Genomic DNA, 22723 nt, shown 5'->3' on the forward strand with positions numbered 1-22723 from the left:
AAGCTGTGCTCCCACAGAATCCTCACAGCAGGCTTCTGTCCGGTGGGCCGTCAGCCACCACTGGTAGCCAGAATGCTCGCCACCTGCTGCGGTTGGCAGTTGAGATAGGCCGAACGTTTGAGCCAGCTTGGGTCCGGGTACCAGGAAAACATGAATTGCCCGCCCTTGAGCTTGTCGATCACTTGACGCGCCACCTGGGGGCGCACGGCAGGACAACCCTGGCTGCGTCCGATACGGCCCTGGCGCTGGCTCCACAACGGATTCACATAGTCGGCGGCGTGGATCACGATGGCTCGATCACGGGCCTGGTCATTGAAGCCAGGTTCCAGGCCATCCATGCGCAACGAATAGCCGTGGGTGCCTTGATAGCTCTCCTGGGTGCGGAACAGCCCCAGGCTGGACTGGTAGCTGCCCAGGCGATTGGAAAATTGCGTGGCGAAATTCTCCCCGGATTTCTGCCCGTGGGCCACCAGGTCGCGCAGCACCAGCTTCTTCTTCTGCAGATCGAAGATCCACAGGCGCCGGGCCGTGGACGGCTGCGAATAGTCGATCACCGCCAGATGGCGGGCCTGGCGGGCACCGTTGGCGACCGCGCATTGCATGGCGCTCAAGGCACTTTTGAGTGCCAGGGGATTGAGTTCCGGCGCGGCGTGGGCGAGGCTGTTGTAAAGCGTTTGAGAATTCGCCTGCTCGGCCAGCGCCGGAGCGCATACCGCGCCCAGTGCTGCCATGGCCAGGCAGAATTGGCGAATAAGCTTCAGCGAGGATGAGAAAAGTCCACGCGGGTCCACAGGCTGGTGTTTGTTTGCGGCATCCCGTCCGTAATTGTTCGTTTGCATCATGATGGCGGGTCGTACCTGTCACAAAGTCAACCGTCAACGAGACGGCCATGGATTGGAGTAAAGCAGTTGTTCAAAAAGCCCGTATGTTACTTGAGCCTTTTATTGCTCGCTTCGCCATTGGTCGCGACAGCCGGTGACGTTCCGTTTGGTGAACAGGCACCCGTACAGGCCACGCTGGCACAGCTATCGGTTGCATGCCCGGCGCTGGCGGCGGGTGTCGACTTCCCGACGATGCTGAGCTTGCAGGCGTTTTATCAGCAAAACGCCGGCCAGGAGGTCTGGTCGGACGACGAGCGGTTGATGGCTTTACGGGTCCAGTTGCAGCAATTGGCCGATGACGGACTGGACCCGGCCCGCTACAGCTTGCCGGCCGACAACACTTCCCCAAGTCCGGACTGTGTCGATATCGCCATCAGCCAACGCTATCTGCAAGCCTTGCACGAACTGCGTTTCGGCTATTTGTCCCAGGACCGCCTCGAGCCGGTGTGGAAGGCCAATGCGCAGCCCCAGGACCGCCAGGCGATGATCCTGGCCATTGCCGGGCCAGGCCTGAACAACCTGGCCGCAGCCTTTGACCAGGCGCGCCCGAGCCTGGACCTTTATCGCAACTTGCGGGTGCTTTATGCCCAGCAGCGACAACAGCCTTTGGCCGAATGGCAACCGGTGCCCACAGGTGCCCTGTTGCAGCCGGACAAGCAGGACGCCCGGGTACCCGTCCTGGCACGACGGCTGTTCAGCGAAGGCTACCTGAGTGCGCCGCCGGCCGAGGGCGATGAGCATTACAGCCCCAGCCTGGTGGAGGCGATGAAAAGTTTCCAATTGCGGCATTCACTGCAGGCCGACGGCGTGGTGGGACCGTGGACCGTCACTGAGCTGAATGTCAGCCCTGCCATGCGTCGCGAGCAATTGCGAATCAATCTGGAGCGTATGCGTTGGCTGGCCCAGGACCTGGAACCTGACAGTGTGTTGGTCAACGTGGCGGCCGCCCAGTTGACGGTGTACCAGGGTGGCGCGCCGGTCTGGCAAACCCGCACCCAGGTGGGTCGTGCGGAGCGGGAAACCCCGCTGCTCAAATCCCGGGTGACAAGGTTGACCCTCAATCCCACCTGGACCATCCCCCCGACCATCCTCAAAGAAGACAAGCTGCCGCAGATCCGCCGCGATCCCGAGTTCCTCAGTCGCCAGAACCTCAGGATCATCGATCGCAACGGCCAGCCGCTGATGGCCGAGAACATCGATTGGGATCATCCGGGCGACCTGATGCTGCGCCAGGATGCCGGGCCGAAGAATCCGCTGGGCAAACTGGTGATCCGCTTCCCCAACCCGTTTTCCGTGTACCTGCACGACACGCCCAGCCAGGCACTGTTCAGCAAGGGGCCGCGGGCGTTCAGTTCGGGATGTGTACGAATCGAGCAGGTGATGCACCTGCGGGACCTGCTGGTGACCCCGGCCGAACGCTTGCGCACCGACACTCTATTGGCCGACGGGCAGACCCATGAGTTCAGGCTGGCCAGGCCCATGCCGATCCTGCTGGGTTACTGGACGGTGCAAGCGGACGGCCAGGGCCAGGCGGTGTACATCCCGGATATCTATGGGCGGGATGTGAAGCTGTCCGCAGCCCGCGGCCGATCGCTCTGAGCCAGGCTCAGTGCCGCTATCGCGAGCAGGCTCGCGATGAGGCCCGCCCATCCAACCTCTGTACTGACTGATCCCCCGCCAGAGGCGCTGCACTTTTATGAAGCCGGCAGTATCGGATCGCACCATGGGAAGGCAATTGCCCCGGCGTCGCAGACTTTGAGTTTCCAAGGTAAGCGGAGGGTCGTCTTGGCGAGCGAGCCTGCACCCGCAAGGTTAAAGCCAGTGCGGGTCTTTGGAATCGACGCAAGCAGCAGGGTTGGCACGCTCGCTGCAAGAGAGCCTTCAGGCCCGCCGCGAATACAATCGAGCGGGCAACCCCATCGGTCAACGAAGATCGAGCGCCAGCAGGCCGGGGGATAACGGTAGATCCGGCGCAGTCGTCAGGTCGATACCGCACAGAACAGGCAAAGACGCCTGGAACCGCAAGGTTTCAGGCGTCTTTTTTTTTGCTTTCAAAATCGTGATGGGCTTTTGTCGGGTGCTTTCTATGAATTCCAACGTTGCTTCCCTGAACAAGCTGCAAACGCTGATCGTGATCGGCAATGGCATGGTCGGTCATCACTGCGTCGAACAACTGATCGAACGCGGTGCCCTCAACCATTACCGTCTGCATGTGTTCAGCGAAGAGCCGATGCGTGCCTATGACCGCGTGCACCTGTCCGAGTATTTCTCTGGCCGCGACGCCGAATCCCTGGCCCTCGGCGAAGCCTCGTTGTACCAGACCCCCGGCGTCACGCTGCACTTGGGCGTACCGGTGCTGGAGATCGATCGCCAGGCCCGTCAGGTTGTCACCGGCCAGGAGCGCATCGGCTATGACAAACTGGTGCTCGCCACCGGCTCCTACCCGTTCGTGCCACCCATCGAAGGCGCCGACGGCGACTCTCGCCTGGTTTATCGGACCCTGGAAGACCTGGACGCGATCCGCGCCGCCGCGACCAGTGCCCGTCGTGGTGTGGTGGTTGGCGGCGGCCTGCTGGGTCTGGAAGCGGCCAATGCCCTCAAGACCCTCGGCCTGGAAGCCCACGTGGTGGAATTCGCCCCACGCCTGATGCCGGTGCAACTGGACGAGCAAGGCGGCCTTGCCCTCAAGGCGCGCATCGAAAAACTTGGCGTTGGCGTGCATCTGTCCAAGGGCACCCAATCCATCAGTGCCGGTGAGCACTACCGCTATCGGATGAACTTCGGCAACGACGACTTCCTGGAAACCGACCTGATTGTGTTTTCCGCCGGTATCCGTGCCCAGGACGCCCTCGCTCGCTACAGCGACCTGCAGATCGGCCCACGCGGTGGCGTGGTGATCGATGACCAATGCTTGAGCAGCGACCCGGACATCTATGCCATCGGCGAATGCGCGGCCTGGAATGGCAGCATCTTCGGCCTGGTCGCACCGGGTTACCAGATGGCACGTAGCGTCGCGGCGCAATTGAGCGGTGAAAACGGCGAGCCGTTCACCGGCGCCGACATGTCCACCAAGCTCAAGCTGCTCGGCGTCGACGTTGGCTCCATCGGCGACGCCCACGGGCACACGCCGGGCTCGCGCAGTTTCCAGTTCATCGACGAAACCAGCGCCAGCTACCGGCGACTGGTGGTGGACGCCGACGGCAAGCGAGTCATCGGCGCGGTGCTGGTGGGTGACAACAGCTACTACGACACCCTGCTGCAGTACATGCAGAACGGTATCGCCTTGCCCAAGGATGCCGCCAGCCTGATCCTGCCCACCTCCGAAGGCGCACCGACCCTCGGCCCGGCCGCGTTGCCTGCGGCGGCGACCATCTGCTCGTGCCACAACGTCACCAAAGGCTCCATCTGCTCGGCCATCGATGGCGGCTGTACGGATCTGGGGCAACTCAAGTGCGACACCAAGGCCGGTACCGGTTGCGGTGGTTGCGCAGCGCTGGTCAAGCAGGTGTTCGAACATGAGCTGGTCGCTCGTGGCGTCAGTGTCGACAAGAGCCTGTGCGAACACTTCGCCTACACCCGCCAGGAGCTGTACGCCCTGGTGCGGGTGGAAGGGATCATCAGCTTCGACGAATTGCTGGCCAAGCACGGCCGTGGGCACACCGGTTGCGACCTGTGCAAACCGGCGGTGGGCTCGATCCTGGCTTCGTGCTGGAACCAGCCGATCATGGATCCGTCGTTGGTGCCGTTGCAGGACACCAACGACACCTTCATGGCGAACATGCAGAAGAACGGCACCTATTCGGTAGTGCCGCGCATCGCCGGCGGCGAAATCACCGCCGACAAACTGATCGCCATCGGTGTGGTGGCGAAGAAATACGACCTCTACACCAAGATCACCGGTGGCCAGCGCATCGACCTGTTCGGCGCCCAACTGCACCAGTTGCCGGACATCTGGGCCGAGCTGATCGAGGCCGGCTTCGAAACAGGTCATGCCTACGGCAAGTCCACCCGCACGGTGAAATCCTGCGTGGGCAGCACCTGGTGCCGTTACGGCGTGCAGGACAGCGTGCAAATGGCCCTGACCCTGGAGGATCGCTACAAGGGCCTGCGCTCGCCCCACAAACTCAAGTTCGCGGTGTCCGGTTGCACGCGCGAGTGCGCCGAGGCCCAGAGCAAGGACGTCGGCGTGATTGCCACTGAGAAGGGCTGGAACCTTTATGTCGCCGGCAACGGTGGCATGCGTCCGCGGCATGCAGAGCTGTTTGCCACCGACCTGGATGACGCAACCCTGATCCGCTACATCGACCGCTTCCTGATGTTCTACATCCGCACCGCCGACAAGTTGCAACGCACGTCGGTCTGGCGTGAAAGCCTGGAGGGCGGCCTGGATTACCTCAAGGACGTGATCATCGACGACAGCCTGGGCCTGGGGGCCGAGCTTGAAGCCCAGATGCAACTGGTGGTCGACCGCTACGAATGCGAATGGGCCAATGCCCTCAACGATCCGGAAAAACTCAAGCGTTTCCGCACGTTCGTCAACGACAAGCGCGGCGATCCGGATGTTCATTTCGTCCGCGAACGCGGCCAGCGTCGACCGGTTCACGCCGGCGAACTTCACCTGATTCCCGTCACCGAGGAGGTGCTCTGATGAGCCAGTCAAACGTCGTTCGTATCCCAACCGCCGAAGCCCAGGTGCAATGGCGTGCCCTGTGCAGCCGCGAAGACCTGGTCCCGAACTCCGGCGTGGTGGCCTGGCACGACGGCAGCCAGGTGGCGCTGTTGTACCTGCCTGAACAGCAGGACAAGCCGCTGTACGCCATCGACAATCGGGATCCCAAGTCGGGTGCGAATGTCATCGGCCGCGGCCTGTTGGGCAGCATCAAGGGTGATCTGGTGATTGCCTCGCCGATGTACAAACAACACTTCCGCCTGGAAGACGGCCACTGCCTGGAATACCCGGAACAGCGCCTGCGGGTGTGGCCGGTGCGGTTGAATGGTGATGTGGTGGAGATTAGCGAAGAGGCATGACAAGGCCGAGGGGCCTGTGGGAATCCTGTGGGAGCGAGCCTGCTCGCGATAACTGTGTGTCAGGCAGCATCAATGTTGGCTGACAGCACGCCATCGCGAGCAGGCTCGCTCCCACAAGGGGATCATTGACCAAGCGGCATGCGTCTCAGCGTGCCGTCAATTGAAACCGGGAATTAGCAATGAAAACCGCCGCTCAACTGGTGAAACTCAAGAGTGTGCAGAACCAGCAGGTCCATAGCATCGCGCCCGAGCAGACGGTGCTCGAAGCCCTGCGGATCATGGCCGAGAAGAACGTCGGCGCGTTGCCGGTGATCGAGGATGGCCAGGTGGTGGGGGTGTTCAGCGAGCGGGACTATGCGCGCAAGATGGTGCTGCACGGCCGCTCTTCAGTGGGGACTCCGGTGCGCACCATCATGAGCGCGCCGGTGGTCACTGCCGATAGCCAACAGAGCATTGAGCGCTGCATGGAGGTCATGACCGACAGCCATCTGCGGCACTTGCCGGTGCTGGATAAAGGGCAGTTGATCGGCCTGCTCTCGATTGGCGACCTGGTGAAGCAGGCCATCGTCGAACAAGCGGATCTGATTCGGCAGTTGGAGCATTACATTCGCGGTCATTGAGACCGTACCCACAGGTTACTATGGGAGCAAGGACTTGCCTTGATGACAGGCAGCCAGCGCAAACCCTGTGGGAGCAAAGCTTGCTCGCGATAGGGGCAGACCAGTCGACATTTTTGCTGGTTGACCTACCGCAGTCGCGGGCAAGCCTTGCTCCCACAGCCCACAGCCCACAGCCCACAGCCCACAGCGCCTACTGGCTTGGCCCGGGCCGATGCTGGCGCAACAACTCGATCTGCTGGGCAGGAATCAACTCGCGCAGCGCCTTGTAGAGCGCGCGGGTTTCCAGCAGGTTCCAGATGCGCAGCATGGTTTCCAGGGCATCGAGGGGTTTGCTGATGAAGTCCCGGGCACCGAGGGCCAGGGCACGCAGGCGGGTGTCCCGGGTGGCGTCGGCGGTCAGTACCAGGATGGGCAGGTAATCATTGGCCGGAATGCGCCGGTTGAGTTGTTCCAGCACGGCGAAACCGTCGAACGCCGGCATGTGCAGGTCGAGGATCACCAGGTCCGGCTCGAAGCTGTTGAACAGATCCAGGGTGCGCAGGGGCTCGGTGCTGCTCAGCACGTTGTGCAACCCTTCGCGGGCCAACAGTTGCTCCATCAGGTCCAGGTTGGGGCGCTGGTCGTCGATGATCAGGATGCGCAAGTCGCGATTCATGCAGGCTCCGGTAAATAACGTTCAAGGTGGGCCAGGAAGGCCTGGATATGGATGGGTTTGGTCAGGATCGCCGTGGCACCGGCATCCTGAAGGGCGCGATGGGTCAGGTCGCTGGCATCGGCCGTGATCATCAGCACCGGGGTGGATGCGGTGGCCGGGGACTGGCGCAAGCGGCGCAAGACTTCCAGGCCTTCCAGGTCCGGCAGCGTCACATCCAGCAGGATCAGTTGCGGCGCATGCTGGCGCGCCAGGTCCAGGCCCATCTGGCCCTGCATGCTCGACAGCAGTTGGATGCCGGGGCGGCGCTGCATCAGGGTTTCGATCAACGCCAGGCTCGAGAGGTTGTCCTCTATGCACAAAATCCTGCCGTGGTATTCAACGGGCGGGCGGGTGACCTTCAGGGCCGCGATGGGTGGCAAATGAGTGGTAATGACTTGGGCGCCCGGCAACTGCAAGGTGAAACAGCAACCCTGGTCGGGTACGCTGCGCACCTGAAGATTGCCCTGCATCATCTCCAGCAGGCTCTTGCTCAGGGACAGGCCGAGGCCGGTGCCTTCGACCTGCGGATCGGCGCCCAGACGTTCGAACGGCTTGAACAACTGGTCGAGTTGTTCCGGGGCAATGCCGCGTCCGGTATCGCTCACGGCAATGTCCACCCGTTTGTCCTGGACGGTCACTTCAATGCGTACTTCACCCTCGGGCCGGTTGTATTTGATGGCGTTGGACAACAGATTGAGCAGCACCTGGACCAGCCGCTGCCGATCGGCCAGCACGCCGCTGCCCTCGGGCAGCGACGGCAGTTCGACCAGACGAATGCCGGCGTCGGCAGCCATGGGGGAAACCAGCGTCAGGGCTTCGTGCAGAACGCTTGCCAGGGCTATGGGCTCGATGTTCAGCGGCAAGCGGCCGGCTTCGATCCGGGCAATGTCCAGCACTTCGTTGATCAATGCCAGCAGGTGTTGGCCTGCGCGCAGGATGTGGCTGACCTGGGGACGCTGGCCGGCCGTGGAGTCCATGTCCAGCAGTTGCGCGAAGCCGAGGATGGCATTCAATGGCGTGCGCAGTTCGTGGCTCATGCGCGAGAGAAACTCGCTCTTGGCCCGGCTGGCACTTTCCGCTTCTTCGCGGGCGGTGCTCAGGGCGATCTCGGCGGCGCGCCGGTCGGTGATGTCGCGGGTGATCTTGGAGAAGCCGCGCAAGGCGCCGGTACTGTCGTATTGGGCGGTGATGACCACGCTGGCCCAGAAGCGGCTGCCGTCCTTGCGACAACGCCAGCCTTCTTCCATGTAGTGCCCGTCGCGGGTGGCTTCGCGCAAGGCCATCTCCGGATGCGCCGGACATTCTTCGGCCAGGTAGAACAGGGAAAAATGCCGGCCGATGATCTCCTGCTCGGTGTAGCCCTTGATCCGTTCCGCGCCGGCGTTCCAGGTGATCACATACCCCTTGGCGTCCAGGGCGAAGATCCCGTAGTCCCTTACGCCATCGATGATCAGCCGCAGGCGTTCTTCGTTGTCGCGCAGGGCCCGCTCGCGTTCGGCCAGCAACTGCCCGGCTTCCACCAGGCGAGTGCCCAACTGGCCGATTTCATCCTGTTCCGGCGGTTGCGGCCGCAAGGGTTGGCCCAACGCCAGGCGCCGGGCATTGCCTTGTACCTGCTGCACCCGGGCGACAATGCCCTTGGACAGGAACAACACCGCGACAATTGCGCCGAACAGTCCGCACAGCGCGGCGAGCAGAGTGGCGAACAGCAACCGCATGCGAGTGGCCGAGGCGGCGGCGCTGCGCTCGGCGAGCAGAGCATCCTCGCGGATACGCATGGCGTTGATCTGTTCACGCAGCACGTCCAGCACTTGCTTGTTCTTGATCAGCAGCGCGGTGATTGCCTCGGTGTCGTCGCCCTTGCCGCTACGCAGTTCCACCAGTCCGCTGAGTTTCTCGTCGATCAGCGGGGTGATGGTCTGGAGATGTTCGCGCATCCTGGCGTCGCGGACGTTGTGGTCCAGGCGTTGCAGTGCGGCCTCGATCAACTGCGTGGCCTGTTCATAGCTGGGCAGGAAGTCCTCGCGCCGGGTCAGCAGGTAGCCACGCACGCTGGCTGCCGCTTCTGCCAGCAGGGTATGCACCGTTTGGATATCGCCCTGGACGCGCAATACCCGACGAACATCTTCTTCGGCCCGGGCGGTCTGGCGTTCGGTGATGTAAATCAGCACCAGTGACAGCAGCAGGATCACCAGCGGCAGGGAGATCACCACCAATGCCTTGCCCCGTAGTGGCAGATCGGCCCAGCGGCGGGCAGCAAGGTATTTCATGGCCATTGTCCGGCGGGTTGTGCCACCAATCCCAGAGCGATGCCGCGCACGGCGGCCTGGGTCCGGTCGGCGGCCCCAAGCTTGCCGATGACCCGTTCCACGTGGGCCTTGGCAGTGCCGGGGGCGATGCCGAGCTTTTCGCCGATTTCACGGTTGCTGAAGCCGCCGGCCACCAAGCCCAGTACCTGGCGTTCCCGTGCGGTCAGGGCCTGGAGTTGTGATGCGCCGCCGGCGCCACGTTCGGTCATGCGCCGCAACAGGCGCGCACTGACCGAACTGTTCAGTGCCTCTTCGCCCCGGGCGACCCGCTTGAGCGCGTCCAGTACCTCGTCACGGCTGGCATCCTTGAGCAGATAACCGACAGCTCCCGCACCGATGGCCGCCTCCAGGTGGTCGGGACTGTCGTCCATGGTGAAGATCACCACTTTGATGCCCGGTTGGCGCTGCTGCAGGATGCGCGCCGCCCCCAGGCCGTTGAGCACCGGCATGCGGATGTCGAGAATGGCGATGTCCGGTTGCAGCTGCTCACACAGGTCGAGGGCTTCCTGGCCATCGCGGGCCTGGCCGACGACCTCGAACCCTGCGTTGCCGGCCAGCAGGGCGATGAACCCGGCGCGGGTGACTTCGTGATCGTCGGCCAACAGCAGTCGTAAAGGAGAGGTCATGGATGTGCTCCGTGGAGGGGCAGCGGTACGCTGGCCAGCAATCGGGTGCCATCGCCGGGCTGGCTGAAACACGTCAGGTGGCCTCCCAGCAGGATGGCCCGCTCCTGCATGGCTGCGAGGCCCAGGTGGCGAGTGCCGTTGGTTTCGATAGGGGGCTCCAGGGCAAAGCCACGGCCATTGTCTTCCACCCGCAGGGCGGCCTGGCCGTTGCCGATCGAGAGTCCCAGGCTCACGTGGCCGGCCCGGGCGTGCTTGAGAATGTTGTTGATGCCTTCCTGGGCGATGCGGAACAGGGCGATTTCGATATTGCCTGGCAGGCGTATGTTGCTTTGTTCGACCCAATTCACTGTCAGGCCGGCCTCGCGCAGGCGATCGGCTTCCTTGTCGACGGCTTTGTACAGGCCGAAATCATCCAGCACATGGGGGCGCAGGCCGCCGATCAGTTGCCGACCCTCACCGACACAGCCCTGGGCCAACGCCAGGATGGTCTGCAATTCGCTCGCCAGGTCTGGCGGCAACACCGGGCAACGCCCGGCAAACCCCTGCAGGCGCTGATGCAGGCCGGCCAGGTTCTGCGCCAGACCGTCGTGCAGGTCATAAGCCACGCGCTTGCGTTCGTCCTCCTGGGCAGTGAACAACCGGTGGACCAGTTCGGACATGGTGCGCTCGCGGGCCTGGAGCGCTTCGAGCAGCCGATGATTCTCCAGGTGCGCGGCCAGCAGGGTCGCCAGCAATTGCAGGGATTCGATGTCTTCGCTGTCGGGCGCGCTGATGATCACGCTGTTGCCCAGCAACAACACACCGAACACTGTCCCGTCGGCGGCTCGCAGCGGGACCCGCAGGACCTGGGGCAGGGGGCTGCCGGGGTATTCGAGCCACTGCGGGCCGGATAGTGGCGAATGAGCGAGGCTGGCGAGCCAATCGAGTCGCTCGCCACTGCCATGGCAGGCCAGGGCGCTTGCCGGGTGATCTGGCGTCCATTCCAGCAGCAGGCCATGGTCCATGGCGATGAACGCGCAGGCCCTTTGCACGACGCGCTGGCGCATCTGCGCCAGGGGTAATCGGGTCAGTTCGTGACCGGTGCCCAACAACAGGCCCAGGCGCGCGGCGCGGCTTTGAGACTGACGGTACTGGCTACGGATGGCCAGGGCGCTGCCAGGATCATGGGGTGGGCTTTGCATGAGGGCTCCAGCGTGAAAGGGACCGGTCCGGTCGCGACGTCGGTATTAGAGCGCGTCATCGGCGCCGGGCCTATCTGCCGATCGGCATAGTCGATCAGCACCGGTTGGCCGATGGCGGGAGCTGCTGCGAGCGGCAAAGTGGGGTCATTGAAACCGACGCTATTAATACCGAAAGGAACGCTACGATGAAAATGAAAACCCTGGCCCTCGCCACTTTTTTTGTACTGACTACGGCTTTTGTCCACGCCGCCGATGCCACGCCTTTCGTGTATCGCACCGTGGCTGAACAACCCCAGAACGTAAATGACCGGGAGATCGCTGCGCTGTTCGACCAATGGAACAAGACGCTGCAGACCGGCAATGCCAGCGCGATGACCAGCCTCTATGCGCCGGATGCGATCCTGCAGCCGACCCTTTCCAACAAAGTGCGCACCACGCCGGCGCAGATCCAGGATTATTTCGAACACTTCCTGGCGGGCAAGCCGGTCGGGCAGATCAACTACCGGGAAATTCGTCATCTGGGGCCCGATGCGGCGATGGACAGTGGGGTCTACACCTTCACCCTGACCAATGCCGATGGCAGCAAGAAGGACGTCCAGGCACGCTACACCTACCTCTACGAGCGCTTGAACGGGCAATGGAAGATCATCAACCACCACTCTTCGGCCATGCCGGAAGTGCCGAAAGTCCTGCACGCCAGCCACTGATATCCCACGCCACCCGAGCGCCCTTGATCCCAAGGGCGCTTTTTTTGTGTGTCAGAAAGATCCCTGTGGGAGCGGGCTTGCTCGCGAAAGCGGTAGACCTGCTTGCATCGATGTTGACTGACCCACCGCCATCGCGAGCAGGCTCGCTCCCACCATGTCCCGGTTGAATCCAATCCCAGCGTCTGACCGCCGCCCCACAGTATTGCGCGGCGCCTGCGAAAGTCCTGAAGGCCCGCAATTCCCCTGTGGGAGCGAGCCTGCTCGCGATGGCGGTGGGTCAGCTTGCATTGGTGTTGACTGGCAGACCGCTATCGCGAGCAGGCTCGCTCCCACAAGAGATGGTTGGCCTAGAGCCCTCGGTTTCGCCTTTATTTACACATCTCGCCGCACAAAGGACTTGGATTAGCTCGAGAACATTAATTAGAATCAGTCTCATTTAAGACATTCCATGCGCAGGGCTTCTTGACATGTTTGATGCAGCTACGCCGGCGGAGCACTCCCTTCACGCGTTGTACCGTGACCATGGCGGTTGGCTGGAAGGCTGGTTGAGGCGGCGCATGGGCAATGCCTGGGATGCGGCGGATCTGCGCCAGGATACTTTCCTGCGGGTATTGTCCAGTGCCCAACCCCTGGCGGACCTGCATGAACCACGGGCCTATCTGCTCACAGTGGGCAAGCGGCTGCTGAGCAATTTCTATAGCCGTCGCAATCTGGAGCAGGCTTACCTCGATGCCCTGGCAAGCCTGCCCGAAGCGTGCGTACCGTCGCCGGAGCAACGCTGGCTGCTGCTCGAAACCCTGCACGCCCTGGATGAATTGCTTGATGGCCTGCCACCCCAGGTGCGGCGGGCTTTTTTGTGGAGTCAGCTCGAAGGCCTGGGCTACCGGGAAATCGCCGAGCGCATGCAGGTCTCCGAACGCACCGTCAAGCGCTACATGGCCCAAGCCTATGAGCATTGCCTGCTGGTGGACTTTTGATGCGCCCGGCCCCGTCGTCCGAGGCTCGGGACATCGCCCGGGCGGCTGCCCGCTGGCTGACCCTGATGGAGTTCGGCGGCAACGAGTTCGACTCCGCCGGCCTGCAACGCTGGCGCGACAGCAGCGCTCACCACGAAGCGGCCTGGCAGAAGGCTCAGCGACTTCGTCAGCGCTTCGCCGGGGTGCCGCCTTCGCTGGGCATGGCGACCCTGGATCGTCCGTCCTTGCCCCGGCGTGCCGTACTCAAGCGCGCACTGGGTGTCGCCGCGCTGGTTCCAACGGCCTGGATGCTGGGCCGGGCGTTGCCACTGGACGCCTGGCGCGCCGACCTGCACACCGCCACCGGCGAACAGCGGAGCTGGTCGCTGGTCGATGGCAGCCTCTTGCAACTGAACACCGACAGCGCCGTGAACCTGGACCTCAAGGCCCGGCGCCTGAGGCTGGTGCAAGGCGAAATGGCCCTCAAGGTCAGTGGCGTCACGCCCTTGGCTGTCCAGGCGCCCTATGGGCTGATTACCGTCAGCCGGGGTGAAATCTGCGTGCGCCTGGGTGAGCAAGGTTGCCGGGTGTCGGTGGTCAGCGGTTCGGCACAGCTGCAACCGTTGCACGGACTTGTGCTGCGGCTGGAGGCGGGCCAGCAGGCCAGCCTCCACGCAGCAGGCGCAGGGCCAGTGGTCGGGCTCGACGTCACGCAACCGGGTTGGCGCGAAGGGGTGCTCGTGGCGCAGAACCAGCCGCTGGGGGACTTTCTCCGTGAACTGGGCCGCTATCGTCCCGGTGTGCTGCGCTGGGACGACGCCCTGGAGTCGCTTCGGGTAACCGGCAGTTTCCGCCTGGAAAACACCGATAAAGTCCTCGCTTTACTTTCGGCCAGCTTGCCCCTGGATATCCAGATGCGCACCCGTTATTGGGTCACTCTGACGCTTCGAAAAAATATCGCCTGAAGCCTGTCCCCTTTTTTTGTCTCGCTTGTCATTCAAGGCAAGTGCACAAAAACGAGAGCTCCTTCCAATGTCCGCAGTAGTCCCTTTGCATGTTCGCCCGGCCCTTGCCGGCTGGCGTCCGCTGTTGAACCTGAGTCTCATGCTGAGCCTGAGCGCCAGCCCGTTCTTCATCTCATCCAGCCATGCCGAAGAAGCGGCCCGGCGCAGCTACCAGGTGCCGGCCGGCAGCCTCAGCGCGGCACTGACCCGCTTCGCCGGGTTGGCGGGTGTCAACCTGTCGGTGGATCCGGCGCTGGTGAGTGGTCGCAACAGCGCCGGACTCTCGGGCGAATATGGGGTGGAGGAGGGGTTTGCCCGGTTGTTGCAAGGCTCCGGCCTGCAACTGCAATCGGTGGGTGAACAGGCCTACATCCTGGCCCCGGCGCCGGAGGGGGGCAGCCTGCAACTGGCGCCCACCTCGATTCTCGGCACCGCGAGTTCGGAGGAGGGCGAAGTGTATGCCGGCGGCCAGGTCGCACGTCGTGGCTCCCAAGGCTTGCTGGGCTCGCGTGACTTCATGGAAACGCCGTTCAGCATGACCACCTACACCAGTGAGGCCGTCAAGAATCAACAGGCCCGAACCCTGGGCGACCTGGTCAACAGCGACCCCTCGGTGCGTGCGACCAACCCGGCAGGCGGGCGGTATGAGCAGTTCACCATTCGCGGCTTCAGTCTGTTCAACAGCGATGTGGCCTATAACGGCCTCTACGGCATCCTGCCGACCTATACGATCGACATGGAAATGGCTGAACGCGTCGACATCCTCAAGGGACCGAGCCAGCTCATCAACGGCATCTCGCCGCGAGGCAGCGTAGGCGGCGGGATCAACGTGGTGCCCAAGCACGCCACCGACAAGCCCATCACCTCGTTCACCGGCAGCTACGCGTCCAACAACCAGCTCGGCGGTGCCGTGGATGTCGGCCGACGCTTTGGCGAGGACAACAAGTTCGGCATTCGCTTCAACGGCGTGAAACAGTCCGGGGACACCGAATGGGATCACCAGAGCGTGGACCGCGAGATGGCCGTGGTTGGCCTGGATTTTCGCGGTGAACGGCTGCGTCTCTCCACGGACATCGGCCACACCGAGCGCGATACCGATGCGCCGCAGGAACGTGTGCAGGTTGCCGCCGCCGCGCCGGTTCCCCATGCCAGCGATGTGCGCAGCAACTATGCCCAGTCCTGGAGCAAGGCACGGACCAAGGACACCTTCGGCATGGTGAACGCCGAGTACGATGTCAGTGATTCGACCATGCTGTACGGCGGCGTCGGTGCACGCAGGAGTAATCATGATTTTCTTCGGCACGGCGTTATCGTCACTAATGCCGCTGGTGATTTCAGCGTTGCCCCGCGAGACTTTACCCGAGATGAGAATGTCCAGACGGCTAACGTAGGGGTGCGAAACTGGTTCCATACAGGGCCGGTGAGCCATGAGGTCAACCTGGCTGCCAGTTATTTTTATATGGACTTTACCAATGGCGGCGCGCGTTATGCGGCCTCCCCAAGCAATCTATATGACCCCGTTGAAACGCCAACCCCGAACGCCCCCACGCGTTCGGACCCAAAGGTCTATACCGAGAACCACTTCAGCGGAGTAGCGTTGTCCGACACATTGGGTTTCTTTGATGATCGGTTGCTGCTGACCCTCGGTGCCCGCTGGCAGCGGGTAGAGGTTGACGATTGGTCGAATGGTGTCAAAGGCCTCACTGCCTACGATGAGGAAAAAGTCTCGCCATCGGGCGGCATCCTGTTCAAGGCCACCGATAAACTGTCGCTGTATGCCAACTACATGGAAGGCCTGAGCCAGGGCAAGATCGCGCCGTCAACCTCGATCAACGAGGATGAGATTTTCCCGCCATTCATCAGTCGCCAGGTCGAGGTAGGGGCCAAGTACGACGCCGGTCCGTTCGCCTTGACTGCCGCTCTGTTCCGGATCAAGCAGCCGGCCTACGCGACCGACGCCACGACACGTGTCTTCGGTCCGAATGGCAAGCGTGAAAACACCGGCGTGGAACTGAGCGTCTTCGGTGAACCCCTCAAAGGTACCCGCCTGCTCGGTGGCGTGATGTACATCGACAGCGAACTGACCAACACCACCGGCGGCACTTACGACGGCAACCGCGCGCCGGCCACGCCGAAATACAACGTCAACCTCGGCGCCGAGTGGGACGTTCCGACTGTGCAGGGCCTGACCCTGACCAGCCGCGGCATCTATTCCAGCTCGCAGTACCTGGACCAGTCCAACACCAAGGAAATCGATTCCTGGGTACGCTTCGACGTCGGTGCGCGCTACGGCTTCAAGGTCGATGAAAAGAACATCACCCTGCGTGCCAACGTCGAGAACGTGGCGGACAAACGCTACTGGAGTTCAGCCGGGGCTTCGGATGACAGCGAGCCCGGTCTGACATTGTCGACCCCGCGCACCTACCTTCTGTCGGCTACCGTGGATTTCTGAACGGTGTACAGCTCCACGGACGGAGCTATTTACCTATTGTGATGTATCGTTCTGATATTGGTTGATATTAATCTGCAATTATTTGAGGCCTGTAATTCGATATAAAAGCTGATTAACACTGCTTTCGGTACTGATATTAAAGTGCCTTGTCCCTATGTTTATTCCTGAATACTCCAATTCATTTCGGTGAATTTCCCCTGCGCGTCATTTAATAAAAATAGACCGCGAAAAATGCCCAATTTATTTGAAATTAAATATTGCACTCATCAGCGAATGAGAATAATTTGCATATCGGGACTTAATCAGGATTGATTCTCATGTTGAATGAAAGCGCTGTACGCATCGATTCTTTGCAGAAGGACAATGCACATTATCTGCGCCGCCAAGGCCAGTTCGAATCCAATGTTCGCAGTTACCCGCGCAAGTTGCCCCTGGCCATCGCCAAGGCCCATGGCGTCTGGGTGACGGACGTGGAAGGCAAGACCTACCTCGACTGTCTGGCGGGGGCCGGGACGTTGGCATTGGGGCATAACCATCCTGACGTCATGGCCAGCATCGATTACTTCATCTCCTCAGGCATGCCGATGCACACCCTGGACCTCACCACGCCGCAGAAGGACGCCTTCAGTGAAAAGCTCCTGAGCCTGCTTCCAGGGCAAGGCCATGACTACTGCCTGCAATTCTGCGGGCCGTCCGGGGCGGATGCGGTAGAGGCGGCGCTCAAGCTGGCCAAGACGTTCACCGGGCGCAGCAGCATCATCAGCTTCAGCGGCGGCTATCACGGCATGACCCACGGTGCGTTGTCGGTGACAGGTAACACCGGGCCGAAAGACGCTGTGGCGTCCTTGATGCCGGGCGTGCAATTCATGCCGTACCCCCATGAGTATCGCTGCCCGCTGGGCATCGGCGGCGAAGCCGGGATCGAAGCGCTGGGCTATTACTTCACCCAGTTCATCGAGGACGTCGAAAGCGGAGTGTCGCTGCCGGCGGCTGTGATCCTCGAGGCGGTGCAGGGCGAGGGCGGTGTCAACTGCGCGCCGTCGCAATGGTTGCGCCGTATCCGCGAAGTCACCCAGCGGCACGGTATTCTGCTGATCATTGATGAAGTGCAGGCTGGCTTTGGTCGCACGGGCAAGATGTTCGCCTTCGAGCACGCTGGGATCGAGCCTGACATCATTGTCATGTCCAAGGCCGTAGGCGGTGGATTGCCGTTGGCCGTGCTGGGCCTCAAGCGTGAGTTCGATGCCTGGCAGCCGGGCGCCCATACCGGGACATTCCGAGGCAATCAGATGGCCATGGCCACGGGCCTGGCGACGCTCAACGTTTTGCAGCAGCAGGACCTGCCCGCCCAGGCTGAACGTCGCGGCGCCTGGCTCAAGACTCAGTTGGTGCAGTTGCAGCGCCGTTATCCGGCCCTTGGGCAGGTGCGAGGACGCGGGTTGATGCTGGGGATCGAGATCGTCGACGAGCGCCAGGCCCCTGATCGCCTGAGCAGCTATCCGGGCGACCCCACCCTCGCCGTGGCCATCCAGAAGCATTGCTTCGACCACGGGCTGTTGCTGGAGCGGGGAGGACGACAGGGCAACGTGATCCGGTTGTTGCCGCCGCTGATCATCGATGACGAGCAATGCGCCTTGGTAATGGAGCGATTTGAACAAGCGCTGCAGGCTGCACTTTCACAAGAACGTCGTTAAACAATCATTCGATATATACGTGGCGATATAAGTTATATCGGCCACTTGATAAACAGCGCTAAACAATTTTCCCGAAGTTGGGGAGGCGGGCACCTATTGTCTTGGCGCTGAACAAACGAACTTGCCCAGACATGAAGTCATCCGTAACCCGCAAGTTACGAGGAGCAACTATGCAATATCCCGATCGTACTGCTTTATCCCACCGCGTCAGTGAATTGGCGAGCACTCGCGCCTTGCTCAATTGTTTGATCAAGGAGTTCGCGCTGCCGGAAAACTGCCTGGATTATCACTGGCCCCAGGATATGCGCGGCATTGCACCTGGAAGTTATCTGGAAGGGCTGCAATCGAAGGGGATTCCCCTGACCATCAGCCTGCCCAACGGCCAACAGTTCTTCGTGCTGGTGGATCGTCGCGATCGTCTCGGCAGCCATCGCTACCTGTCCGATGTGTATGCGCGGCAGGGCGATACGTCGTGGAGCAACCTGGCGTTCCCCGAGTTCGTCGCGCAACTGCTCGGCGCCTGTGAGCACATGACCCGCGCCAGCAACGACGAGTTGCTCGAACAGGTGCTGCAAAGCCAGTCCCTGACCGCCGCCATCGTCGCCCACAATATCGACGGTGATGGTCCGGCGCCGCTGAGCAACTACCTGGCCAGCGAGCAGGGGCTGTGGTTCGGTCATCCGAATCATCCGGCGCCCAAGGCGCGGCTCTGGCCAGCCCACCTGGCCCAGGAAACCTACGCTCCCGAGTTCCAGGCCCGGACAGCGCTGCACCTGTTCGAGGTCCCGCGCGAAGGACTGCGGATCTCCGCCAACGGACTGACCGAAGAACAAGTGCTGGCCGGATTCGCCGACCAGCGTCGTGCCCGGCCGGGCCGGGCGATCATTTGTCTGCATCCGGTCCAGGCACAGCTGTTCGTGCAGGACCGACGGGTACAACAGCAACTGGAATTGGGCGAATTGCGGGACCTGGGCACCACTGGCGCGCTGGCCAGCCCGACGGCCTCCATGCGCACCTGGTACATCGAAGGGCATGACTACTTCATCAAGGGCTCGCTGAACGTGCGCATCACCAACTGCGTGCGCAAGAACGCCTGGTATGAGCTGGAAAGCACCCTGATCATCGACCAGTTGTTCCAGCGCTTGCAGCAGACCCAGCCGCAAACCCTGGGTGGCCTGTCCACCGTGGCCGAGCCGGGCTCTTTGAGCTGGGCGCCCAAGTATGCGAGCGAAGCCGACAGCCACTGGTTCCGCGAGCAGACCGGCGCGATCCTGCGCGAGAACTTCTGCCGTCGCGGCGGCGCGGACGTGAGCATCATGACCGGTACGCTGTTTGCTCGGGATATTCATTCCCAGCCGCTGGTCCATGAATTCCTGCAAGGTTTTAACGGCCGGACATTGGATGACGGGCAATTGCTCGACTGGTTCGACCGCTACCAGGCGCTGCTGCTGCGTCCGGTGCTGGCGCTGTTTTTCAACCACGGCGTGGTGATGGAACCCCATCTGCAGAACAGCGTGCTGATTCACGACGACGGCCAGCCACAGCAACTGCTGCTGCGGGACTTCGAAGGGGTCAAGTTGACTGAGGAACTGGGCATGTCCGGCATAGACGTTGGCCTGCATCCCCGCGTGCGCCAGTCGCTGGTCTACAGCCGTGAGCAGGGCTGGAGTCGCATCAGTTACTGCCTGCTGATCAACAATCTGTCCGAAGCGGTGCTGGCCCTGAGCTGGGAGCGTCCGCACCTGGCCCCGTTGATGTGGGAACGGGTGACGCGCCAACTGCGCAGCATTCGTCAGGAGCTGGTACGGCCTGCGCCGGAACTGGACGCGCTGATCGCCGGCGAATCGATTTCCTGCAAAACCAATCTGAAGGTGCGCCTGGCCGCCAAGGCCGATCGTCAGGCCGGTTACGTCAGCCTGCGTTCGCCTTGGGGCGAGGAGGTGCGTTATGCGTGATCTGCCCGAAACAGTGATGGCCGCCATTGATGCGGCCCGACGCAACAGCGAGGATCCGCTGGCGCTGTTTGTCTATGACCTTGAGGCGCTGACCCGCCATGTCAGCGAGGTCATGGCCGCGCTGCCCGCTGGTGTGGAGTTGTATTACGCGATCAAGGCCAACAGCGAGGCGCCGATGCTCGCGGCCCTGGCCCCCCTGGTCAGCGGTTTCGAGATTTCCTCGGGCGGCGAGATCGAGCGGGTCGTGGCGTGCCCGACGCGCAAGCCCTACGTGTTCTCCGGGCCGGGCAAACTCGACTCGGACCTGCGGGCCGCCCTGGAGAACCGGGTCGAGGCGATCCACCTGGAAAGTCTCAATGAAATCGACCGTCTGCAGCGTCTGGCGCAACAGGCCGGCCGTGTCCAGCCAGTGTTCATCCGCATCAACCCGCAGTTGCCGTCGATTTTGTCGAGCAAACTGGCGATGGCCGGCACCGCGACGCCCTTCGGCATCGACGAAGCGGAACTGCCGGAAGCCGTGCGACGGGTGCAAGCGTTCAGTCACCTGAGCCTCAAAGGCTTCCATGTGCATGCAATGTCCCACCAGAACTCGGTGGAGCGTCACGAGCAGCTCTTGGACTTCTACCTGCAGCGCTGGAACGAATGGAAAGCGCTGGCGACCGGGGATGAGCAGCCTACTCACCTGAACGTCGGCGGCGGCATTGGCGTCGACTACCTGAGCGGGCAGCGCTTCGATTGGCAGCGTCTGTGCCGGCACCTGGGCAAGTCCCTGGCGCAGCATGAGCAGCCACCAGTGGTGCGCTTCGAGCCGGGCCGCTTCATCAGCGCGTTCTGTGGTTACTACGTGATCGAAGTGCTGGACACCAAGACCAGCCATGGCGAGCACTTCCTGGTCTGTCGTGGTGGCACCCACCAGTTCCGTCTGCCGGCGGCCCAGAGTCACGATCACCCGGTCATCCACCTGCCACGTCGGCGCAAGCCGCAGCCGGACACCGCGCAGGCCTGGACCGTGGTCGGCCAGCTGTGCACGCCCAAGGATGTACTGAGTCGCGGCCGCCAGTTGCAAGGCGCCGAGGTGGGGGACCTGTTGGTACTGCCCATGGCCGGTGCCTATGGCTACAACATCTCCCACGCGGACTTCCTGTGTCATCCGCGTCCGCTGCAACAGTTTGTCGGCGCCACTGCGACTGGAGCGCGGTTGTGACGGTGCCGCGTCACTGGGTGGTGATCAACGTCATGTTGGGCACCCTCACGGTCAGCCTCAACAACAGCTCGCTCAACCCGGCGTTACCGGCGTTCATGGCGGCGTTCGCCATCGGACCACTGATGGCGACCTGGATCGTCGCGGGTTTCATGACCGCCATGGGCATGACCATGCCGTTGACCAGCTTCCTGAGTCAGCGCCTCGGCCGCAAGCGCTTGTATCTGTGGGGCGTGGCGCTGTTCATCGGCGGTTCGCTGATGGGCGCGGTGGCTGACTCGATAGTGCTGGTGATTGCGGCGCGGGTGGTCCAGGGGATCGCCAGCGGGCTGATGATCCCGTTGTCCCTGGCAATCATTTTCTCGGTGTATGCCAAGGACGAGCGGGGGCGGGTCACGGGGCTGTGGAGTGCCGTGGTGATGCTCGCCCCGGCGGTGGGGCCATTGTGCGGCAGCCTGTTGCTGGAGTGGTTCAGCTGGCGCTCGCTGTTCCTGATGAACGTGCCCATCGGGCTGGTGGCGCTGATCCTGGGATTGGGCGTGTTGCCGGCTTCCGAACCGCCGGAGCGCAAGCCGTTCGATGGCGCCGGGTATCTGCTGATCGCCTCGGGTATTGGTTTGCTGATGGTCGCCACCAGTCGCCTGCATCACGCCGACGGCCTGCTGGATCCGCTCAACCTGGGGATGCTGACGGCGGGCGCGCTGTGCCTGACCGCCTTCGTGCGCGTCGAGTTGAGCCGTCCGGAGCCGCTGCTCAACCTGCGGATCTTCAACCTGCGCGGCTACCGCCTGAGCGTGATCATCGCCGTGGTGCAGTCGGTGGGCATGTTCGAGTGCCTGGTGCTGGTGCCGCTGCTGGTGCAGATGGTGCTGGGCTACAGCGCGATCTGGACCGGGTTCGCCCTGCTGTGCACCGCCGGGTTCGCCAGTCTGTTCGGCCAGATGGGCGGCAAGTTGCTCGACCGGCACGGGCCACGGGCCGTGGTGTCGGTGGGCATGCTGCTGACCGGCGCCTCGACCCTGGCCCTGGGCATGCTCGGCCCGCAGGCCACCCTCGCCACGGTGTTCGTCTTGATGATGGCGCGCGGTGCCGGGCTGGGGCTTTCCTACATGCCGGTGACCACCGCCGGGCTCAACGCCTTGCCGGAGCCGATGGTCACCCAGGGCGCGGCGATGAACAACATCTCCCGGCGCCTCGTGTCGTCGCTGGCCATCGTGATCGCCTCGCTCTGGCTGGAAATGCGCCTGGGCGCCGAAGCGGGTTCTGCGTTGCGAGCCTCGGGCGCCGTCAGCGAGGTGTTCATCGCCACCGGCGTGCTGATCCTGCTCGCCTTGCCCTGCGCCTGGCGTTTCCCCATGCCGGAACGGGCGCCCGAAGTGCGGTCCGTGGCGCTCGAACAACGTTAATTGATAAGG

The 22723-nt window shown here is 62.6% G+C and carries 18 protein-coding genes; 12 read left to right on the forward strand and 6 right to left on the reverse strand.

Going from position 1 to position 22723, the window contains the following annotated elements; genetic code table 11:
* Positions 1–50: 50 nt before the first annotated feature.
* Positions 51–731 (reverse strand): murein L,D-transpeptidase catalytic domain family protein, encoded by a 681-nt coding sequence (locus QZH45_RS14975; protein ID WP_053191884.1) that lies wholly within the window; start codon positions 729–731, stop codon positions 51–53.
* A 177-nt stretch (positions 732–908) separates the two neighbouring features.
* On the opposite strand from QZH45_RS14975, the gene QZH45_RS14980 reads away from it, so the two are divergent.
* Positions 909–2480, forward strand: a complete 1572-nt coding sequence (locus tag QZH45_RS14980; protein ID WP_024777683.1) for a L,D-transpeptidase family protein — start codon at positions 909–911, stop codon at positions 2478–2480.
* Positions 2481–2804: 324 nt separating this feature from the next.
* Here QZH45_RS14980 and QZH45_RS14985 read toward each other — a convergent pair whose 3' ends face one another.
* Positions 2805–2978, reverse strand: coding sequence for a hypothetical protein (locus QZH45_RS14985; protein WP_155254733.1), 174 nt, complete (start codon positions 2976–2978; stop codon positions 2805–2807).
* Between QZH45_RS14985 and nirB the strand changes: the two genes are divergently transcribed.
* The 3 genes from nirB (at position 2968) to QZH45_RS15000 (ending at position 6529) form a co-directional block, all read left to right on the forward strand.
* Positions 2968–5529, forward strand: a complete 2562-nt coding sequence (gene nirB / locus QZH45_RS14990) for a nitrite reductase large subunit NirB (protein ID WP_055135987.1) — start codon at positions 2968–2970, stop codon at positions 5527–5529. The genes QZH45_RS14985 and nirB overlap by 11 nt on opposite strands.
* Positions 5529–5909, forward strand: coding sequence for a nitrite reductase small subunit NirD (nirD, locus tag QZH45_RS14995; protein ID WP_024777681.1), 381 nt, complete (start codon positions 5529–5531; stop codon positions 5907–5909). Before nirB ends, nirD begins: the two co-directional genes overlap by 1 nt.
* Positions 5910–6088: 179 nt before the next feature.
* Positions 6089–6529 carry a CBS domain-containing protein gene (locus QZH45_RS15000; RefSeq protein ID WP_024777680.1) on the forward strand — a complete coding sequence of 147 codons (441 nt, stop codon included), beginning with the start codon at positions 6089–6091 and terminating at the stop codon, positions 6527–6529.
* Between the two features lie 190 nt (positions 6530–6719).
* Here the strand turns inward: QZH45_RS15000 and QZH45_RS15005 are convergent, their stop codons facing one another.
* From QZH45_RS15005 to QZH45_RS15020, 4 genes are read right to left on the reverse strand one after another with little or no spacing between them, the layout of a single operon-like run.
* On the reverse strand, positions 6720–7184 hold the full coding sequence (locus QZH45_RS15005) for a response regulator (protein WP_024777679.1): 465 nt from the start codon (positions 7182–7184) through the stop codon (positions 6720–6722).
* Entirely contained in the window at positions 7181–9493 is a 2313-nt protein-coding gene (locus tag QZH45_RS15010) for an ATP-binding protein (RefSeq protein WP_055136237.1), read from the reverse strand. Before QZH45_RS15010 ends, QZH45_RS15005 begins: the two co-directional genes overlap by 4 nt.
* On the reverse strand, positions 9490–10158 hold the full coding sequence (locus tag QZH45_RS15015) for a response regulator (RefSeq protein WP_069018209.1): 669 nt from the start codon (positions 10156–10158) through the stop codon (positions 9490–9492). The genes QZH45_RS15010 and QZH45_RS15015 overlap by 4 nt, the downstream gene beginning before the upstream one ends.
* Positions 10155–11339, reverse strand: coding sequence for a sensor histidine kinase (locus QZH45_RS15020; protein WP_055136236.1), 1185 nt, complete (start codon positions 11337–11339; stop codon positions 10155–10157). Before QZH45_RS15020 ends, QZH45_RS15015 begins: the two co-directional genes overlap by 4 nt.
* A 185-nt stretch (positions 11340–11524) precedes the next feature.
* Here QZH45_RS15020 and QZH45_RS15025 point away from each other — a divergent pair, with 185 nt between their 5' ends.
* The 8 genes from QZH45_RS15025 (at position 11525) to QZH45_RS15060 (ending at position 22714) form a co-directional block, all read left to right on the forward strand.
* The gene (locus tag QZH45_RS15025; protein ID WP_055136235.1) at positions 11525–12046 is read left to right on the forward strand and encodes an SgcJ/EcaC family oxidoreductase; all 522 of its coding nucleotides are present in this window, start codon (positions 11525–11527) and stop codon (positions 12044–12046) included.
* Between the two features lie 467 nt (positions 12047–12513).
* Positions 12514–13023, forward strand: a complete 510-nt coding sequence (locus QZH45_RS15030; protein ID WP_024777674.1) for a sigma-70 family RNA polymerase sigma factor — start codon at positions 12514–12516, stop codon at positions 13021–13023.
* Entirely contained in the window at positions 13023–13967 is a 945-nt protein-coding gene (locus QZH45_RS15035) for a FecR domain-containing protein (RefSeq protein WP_053191781.1), read from the forward strand. The genes QZH45_RS15030 and QZH45_RS15035 overlap by 1 nt, the downstream gene beginning before the upstream one ends.
* Positions 13968–14034: 67 nt before the next feature.
* On the forward strand, positions 14035–16458 hold the full coding sequence (locus QZH45_RS15040; RefSeq protein WP_053191783.1) for a TonB-dependent receptor: 2424 nt from the start codon (positions 14035–14037) through the stop codon (positions 16456–16458).
* A 317-nt stretch (positions 16459–16775) separates the two neighbouring features.
* Positions 16776–18152 carry a diaminobutyrate--2-oxoglutarate transaminase gene (locus QZH45_RS15045; protein ID WP_053191785.1) on the forward strand — a complete coding sequence of 459 codons (1377 nt, stop codon included), beginning with the start codon at positions 16776–16778 and terminating at the stop codon, positions 18150–18152.
* Positions 18153–18322: 170 nt separating this feature from the next.
* A complete protein-coding gene (locus QZH45_RS15050; RefSeq protein WP_024777670.1) occupies positions 18323–20107 on the forward strand; it encodes an IucA/IucC family protein in 1785 nt (594 codons plus the stop codon).
* Positions 20100–21311 (forward strand): type III PLP-dependent enzyme, encoded by a 1212-nt coding sequence (locus tag QZH45_RS15055; RefSeq protein WP_024777669.1) that lies wholly within the window; start codon positions 20100–20102, stop codon positions 21309–21311. The genes QZH45_RS15050 and QZH45_RS15055 overlap by 8 nt, the downstream gene beginning before the upstream one ends.
* 32 nt (positions 21312–21343) lie before the next feature.
* Positions 21344–22714 (forward strand): DHA2 family efflux MFS transporter permease subunit, encoded by a 1371-nt coding sequence (locus QZH45_RS15060; protein WP_050593813.1) that lies wholly within the window; start codon positions 21344–21346, stop codon positions 22712–22714.
* Positions 22715–22723: the final 9 nt, after the last annotated feature.

The sequence above is a fragment of the Pseudomonas corrugata genome, assembly GCF_050920615.1.
Lineage (GTDB): Bacteria > Pseudomonadota > Gammaproteobacteria > Pseudomonadales > Pseudomonadaceae > Aquipseudomonas > Aquipseudomonas corrugata.

What these genes read in the sequence shown, in the direction of transcription:
- QZH45_RS14975 (WP_053191884.1), bottom strand. Translation starts at nt 731, where the DNA reads ATGGCAGCACTGGGCGCGGTATGCGCTCCGGCGCTGGCCGAGCAGGCG.
- nirB (WP_055135987.1), top strand. Translation starts at nt 2,968, where the DNA reads ATGAATTCCAACGTTGCTTCCCTGAACAAGCTGCAAACGCTGATCGTG.
- nirD (WP_024777681.1), top strand. Translation starts at nt 5,529, where the DNA reads ATGAGCCAGTCAAACGTCGTTCGTATCCCAACCGCCGAAGCCCAGGTG.
- QZH45_RS15000 (WP_024777680.1), top strand. Translation starts at nt 6,089, where the DNA reads ATGAAAACCGCCGCTCAACTGGTGAAACTCAAGAGTGTGCAGAACCAG.
- QZH45_RS15005 (WP_024777679.1), bottom strand. Translation starts at nt 7,184, where the DNA reads ATGAATCGCGACTTGCGCATCCTGATCATCGACGACCAGCGCCCCAAC.
- QZH45_RS15010 (WP_055136237.1), bottom strand. Translation starts at nt 9,493, where the DNA reads ATGAAATACCTTGCTGCCCGCCGCTGGGCCGATCTGCCACTACGGGGC.
- QZH45_RS15015 (WP_069018209.1), bottom strand. Translation starts at nt 10,158, where the DNA reads ATGACCTCTCCTTTACGACTGCTGTTGGCCGACGATCACGAAGTCACC.
- QZH45_RS15020 (WP_055136236.1), bottom strand. Translation starts at nt 11,339, where the DNA reads ATGCAAAGCCCACCCCATGATCCTGGCAGCGCCCTGGCCATCCGTAGC.
- QZH45_RS15025 (WP_055136235.1), top strand. Translation starts at nt 11,525, where the DNA reads ATGAAAATGAAAACCCTGGCCCTCGCCACTTTTTTTGTACTGACTACG.
- QZH45_RS15030 (WP_024777674.1), top strand. Translation starts at nt 12,514, where the DNA reads ATGTTTGATGCAGCTACGCCGGCGGAGCACTCCCTTCACGCGTTGTAC.
- QZH45_RS15035 (WP_053191781.1), top strand. Translation starts at nt 13,023, where the DNA reads ATGCGCCCGGCCCCGTCGTCCGAGGCTCGGGACATCGCCCGGGCGGCT.
- QZH45_RS15040 (WP_053191783.1), top strand. Translation starts at nt 14,035, where the DNA reads ATGTCCGCAGTAGTCCCTTTGCATGTTCGCCCGGCCCTTGCCGGCTGG.
- QZH45_RS15045 (WP_053191785.1), top strand. Translation starts at nt 16,776, where the DNA reads ATGTTGAATGAAAGCGCTGTACGCATCGATTCTTTGCAGAAGGACAAT.
- QZH45_RS15050 (WP_024777670.1), top strand. Translation starts at nt 18,323, where the DNA reads ATGCAATATCCCGATCGTACTGCTTTATCCCACCGCGTCAGTGAATTG.
- QZH45_RS15055 (WP_024777669.1), top strand. Translation starts at nt 20,100, where the DNA reads ATGCGTGATCTGCCCGAAACAGTGATGGCCGCCATTGATGCGGCCCGA.
- QZH45_RS15060 (WP_050593813.1), top strand. Translation starts at nt 21,344, where the DNA reads ATGTTGGGCACCCTCACGGTCAGCCTCAACAACAGCTCGCTCAACCCG.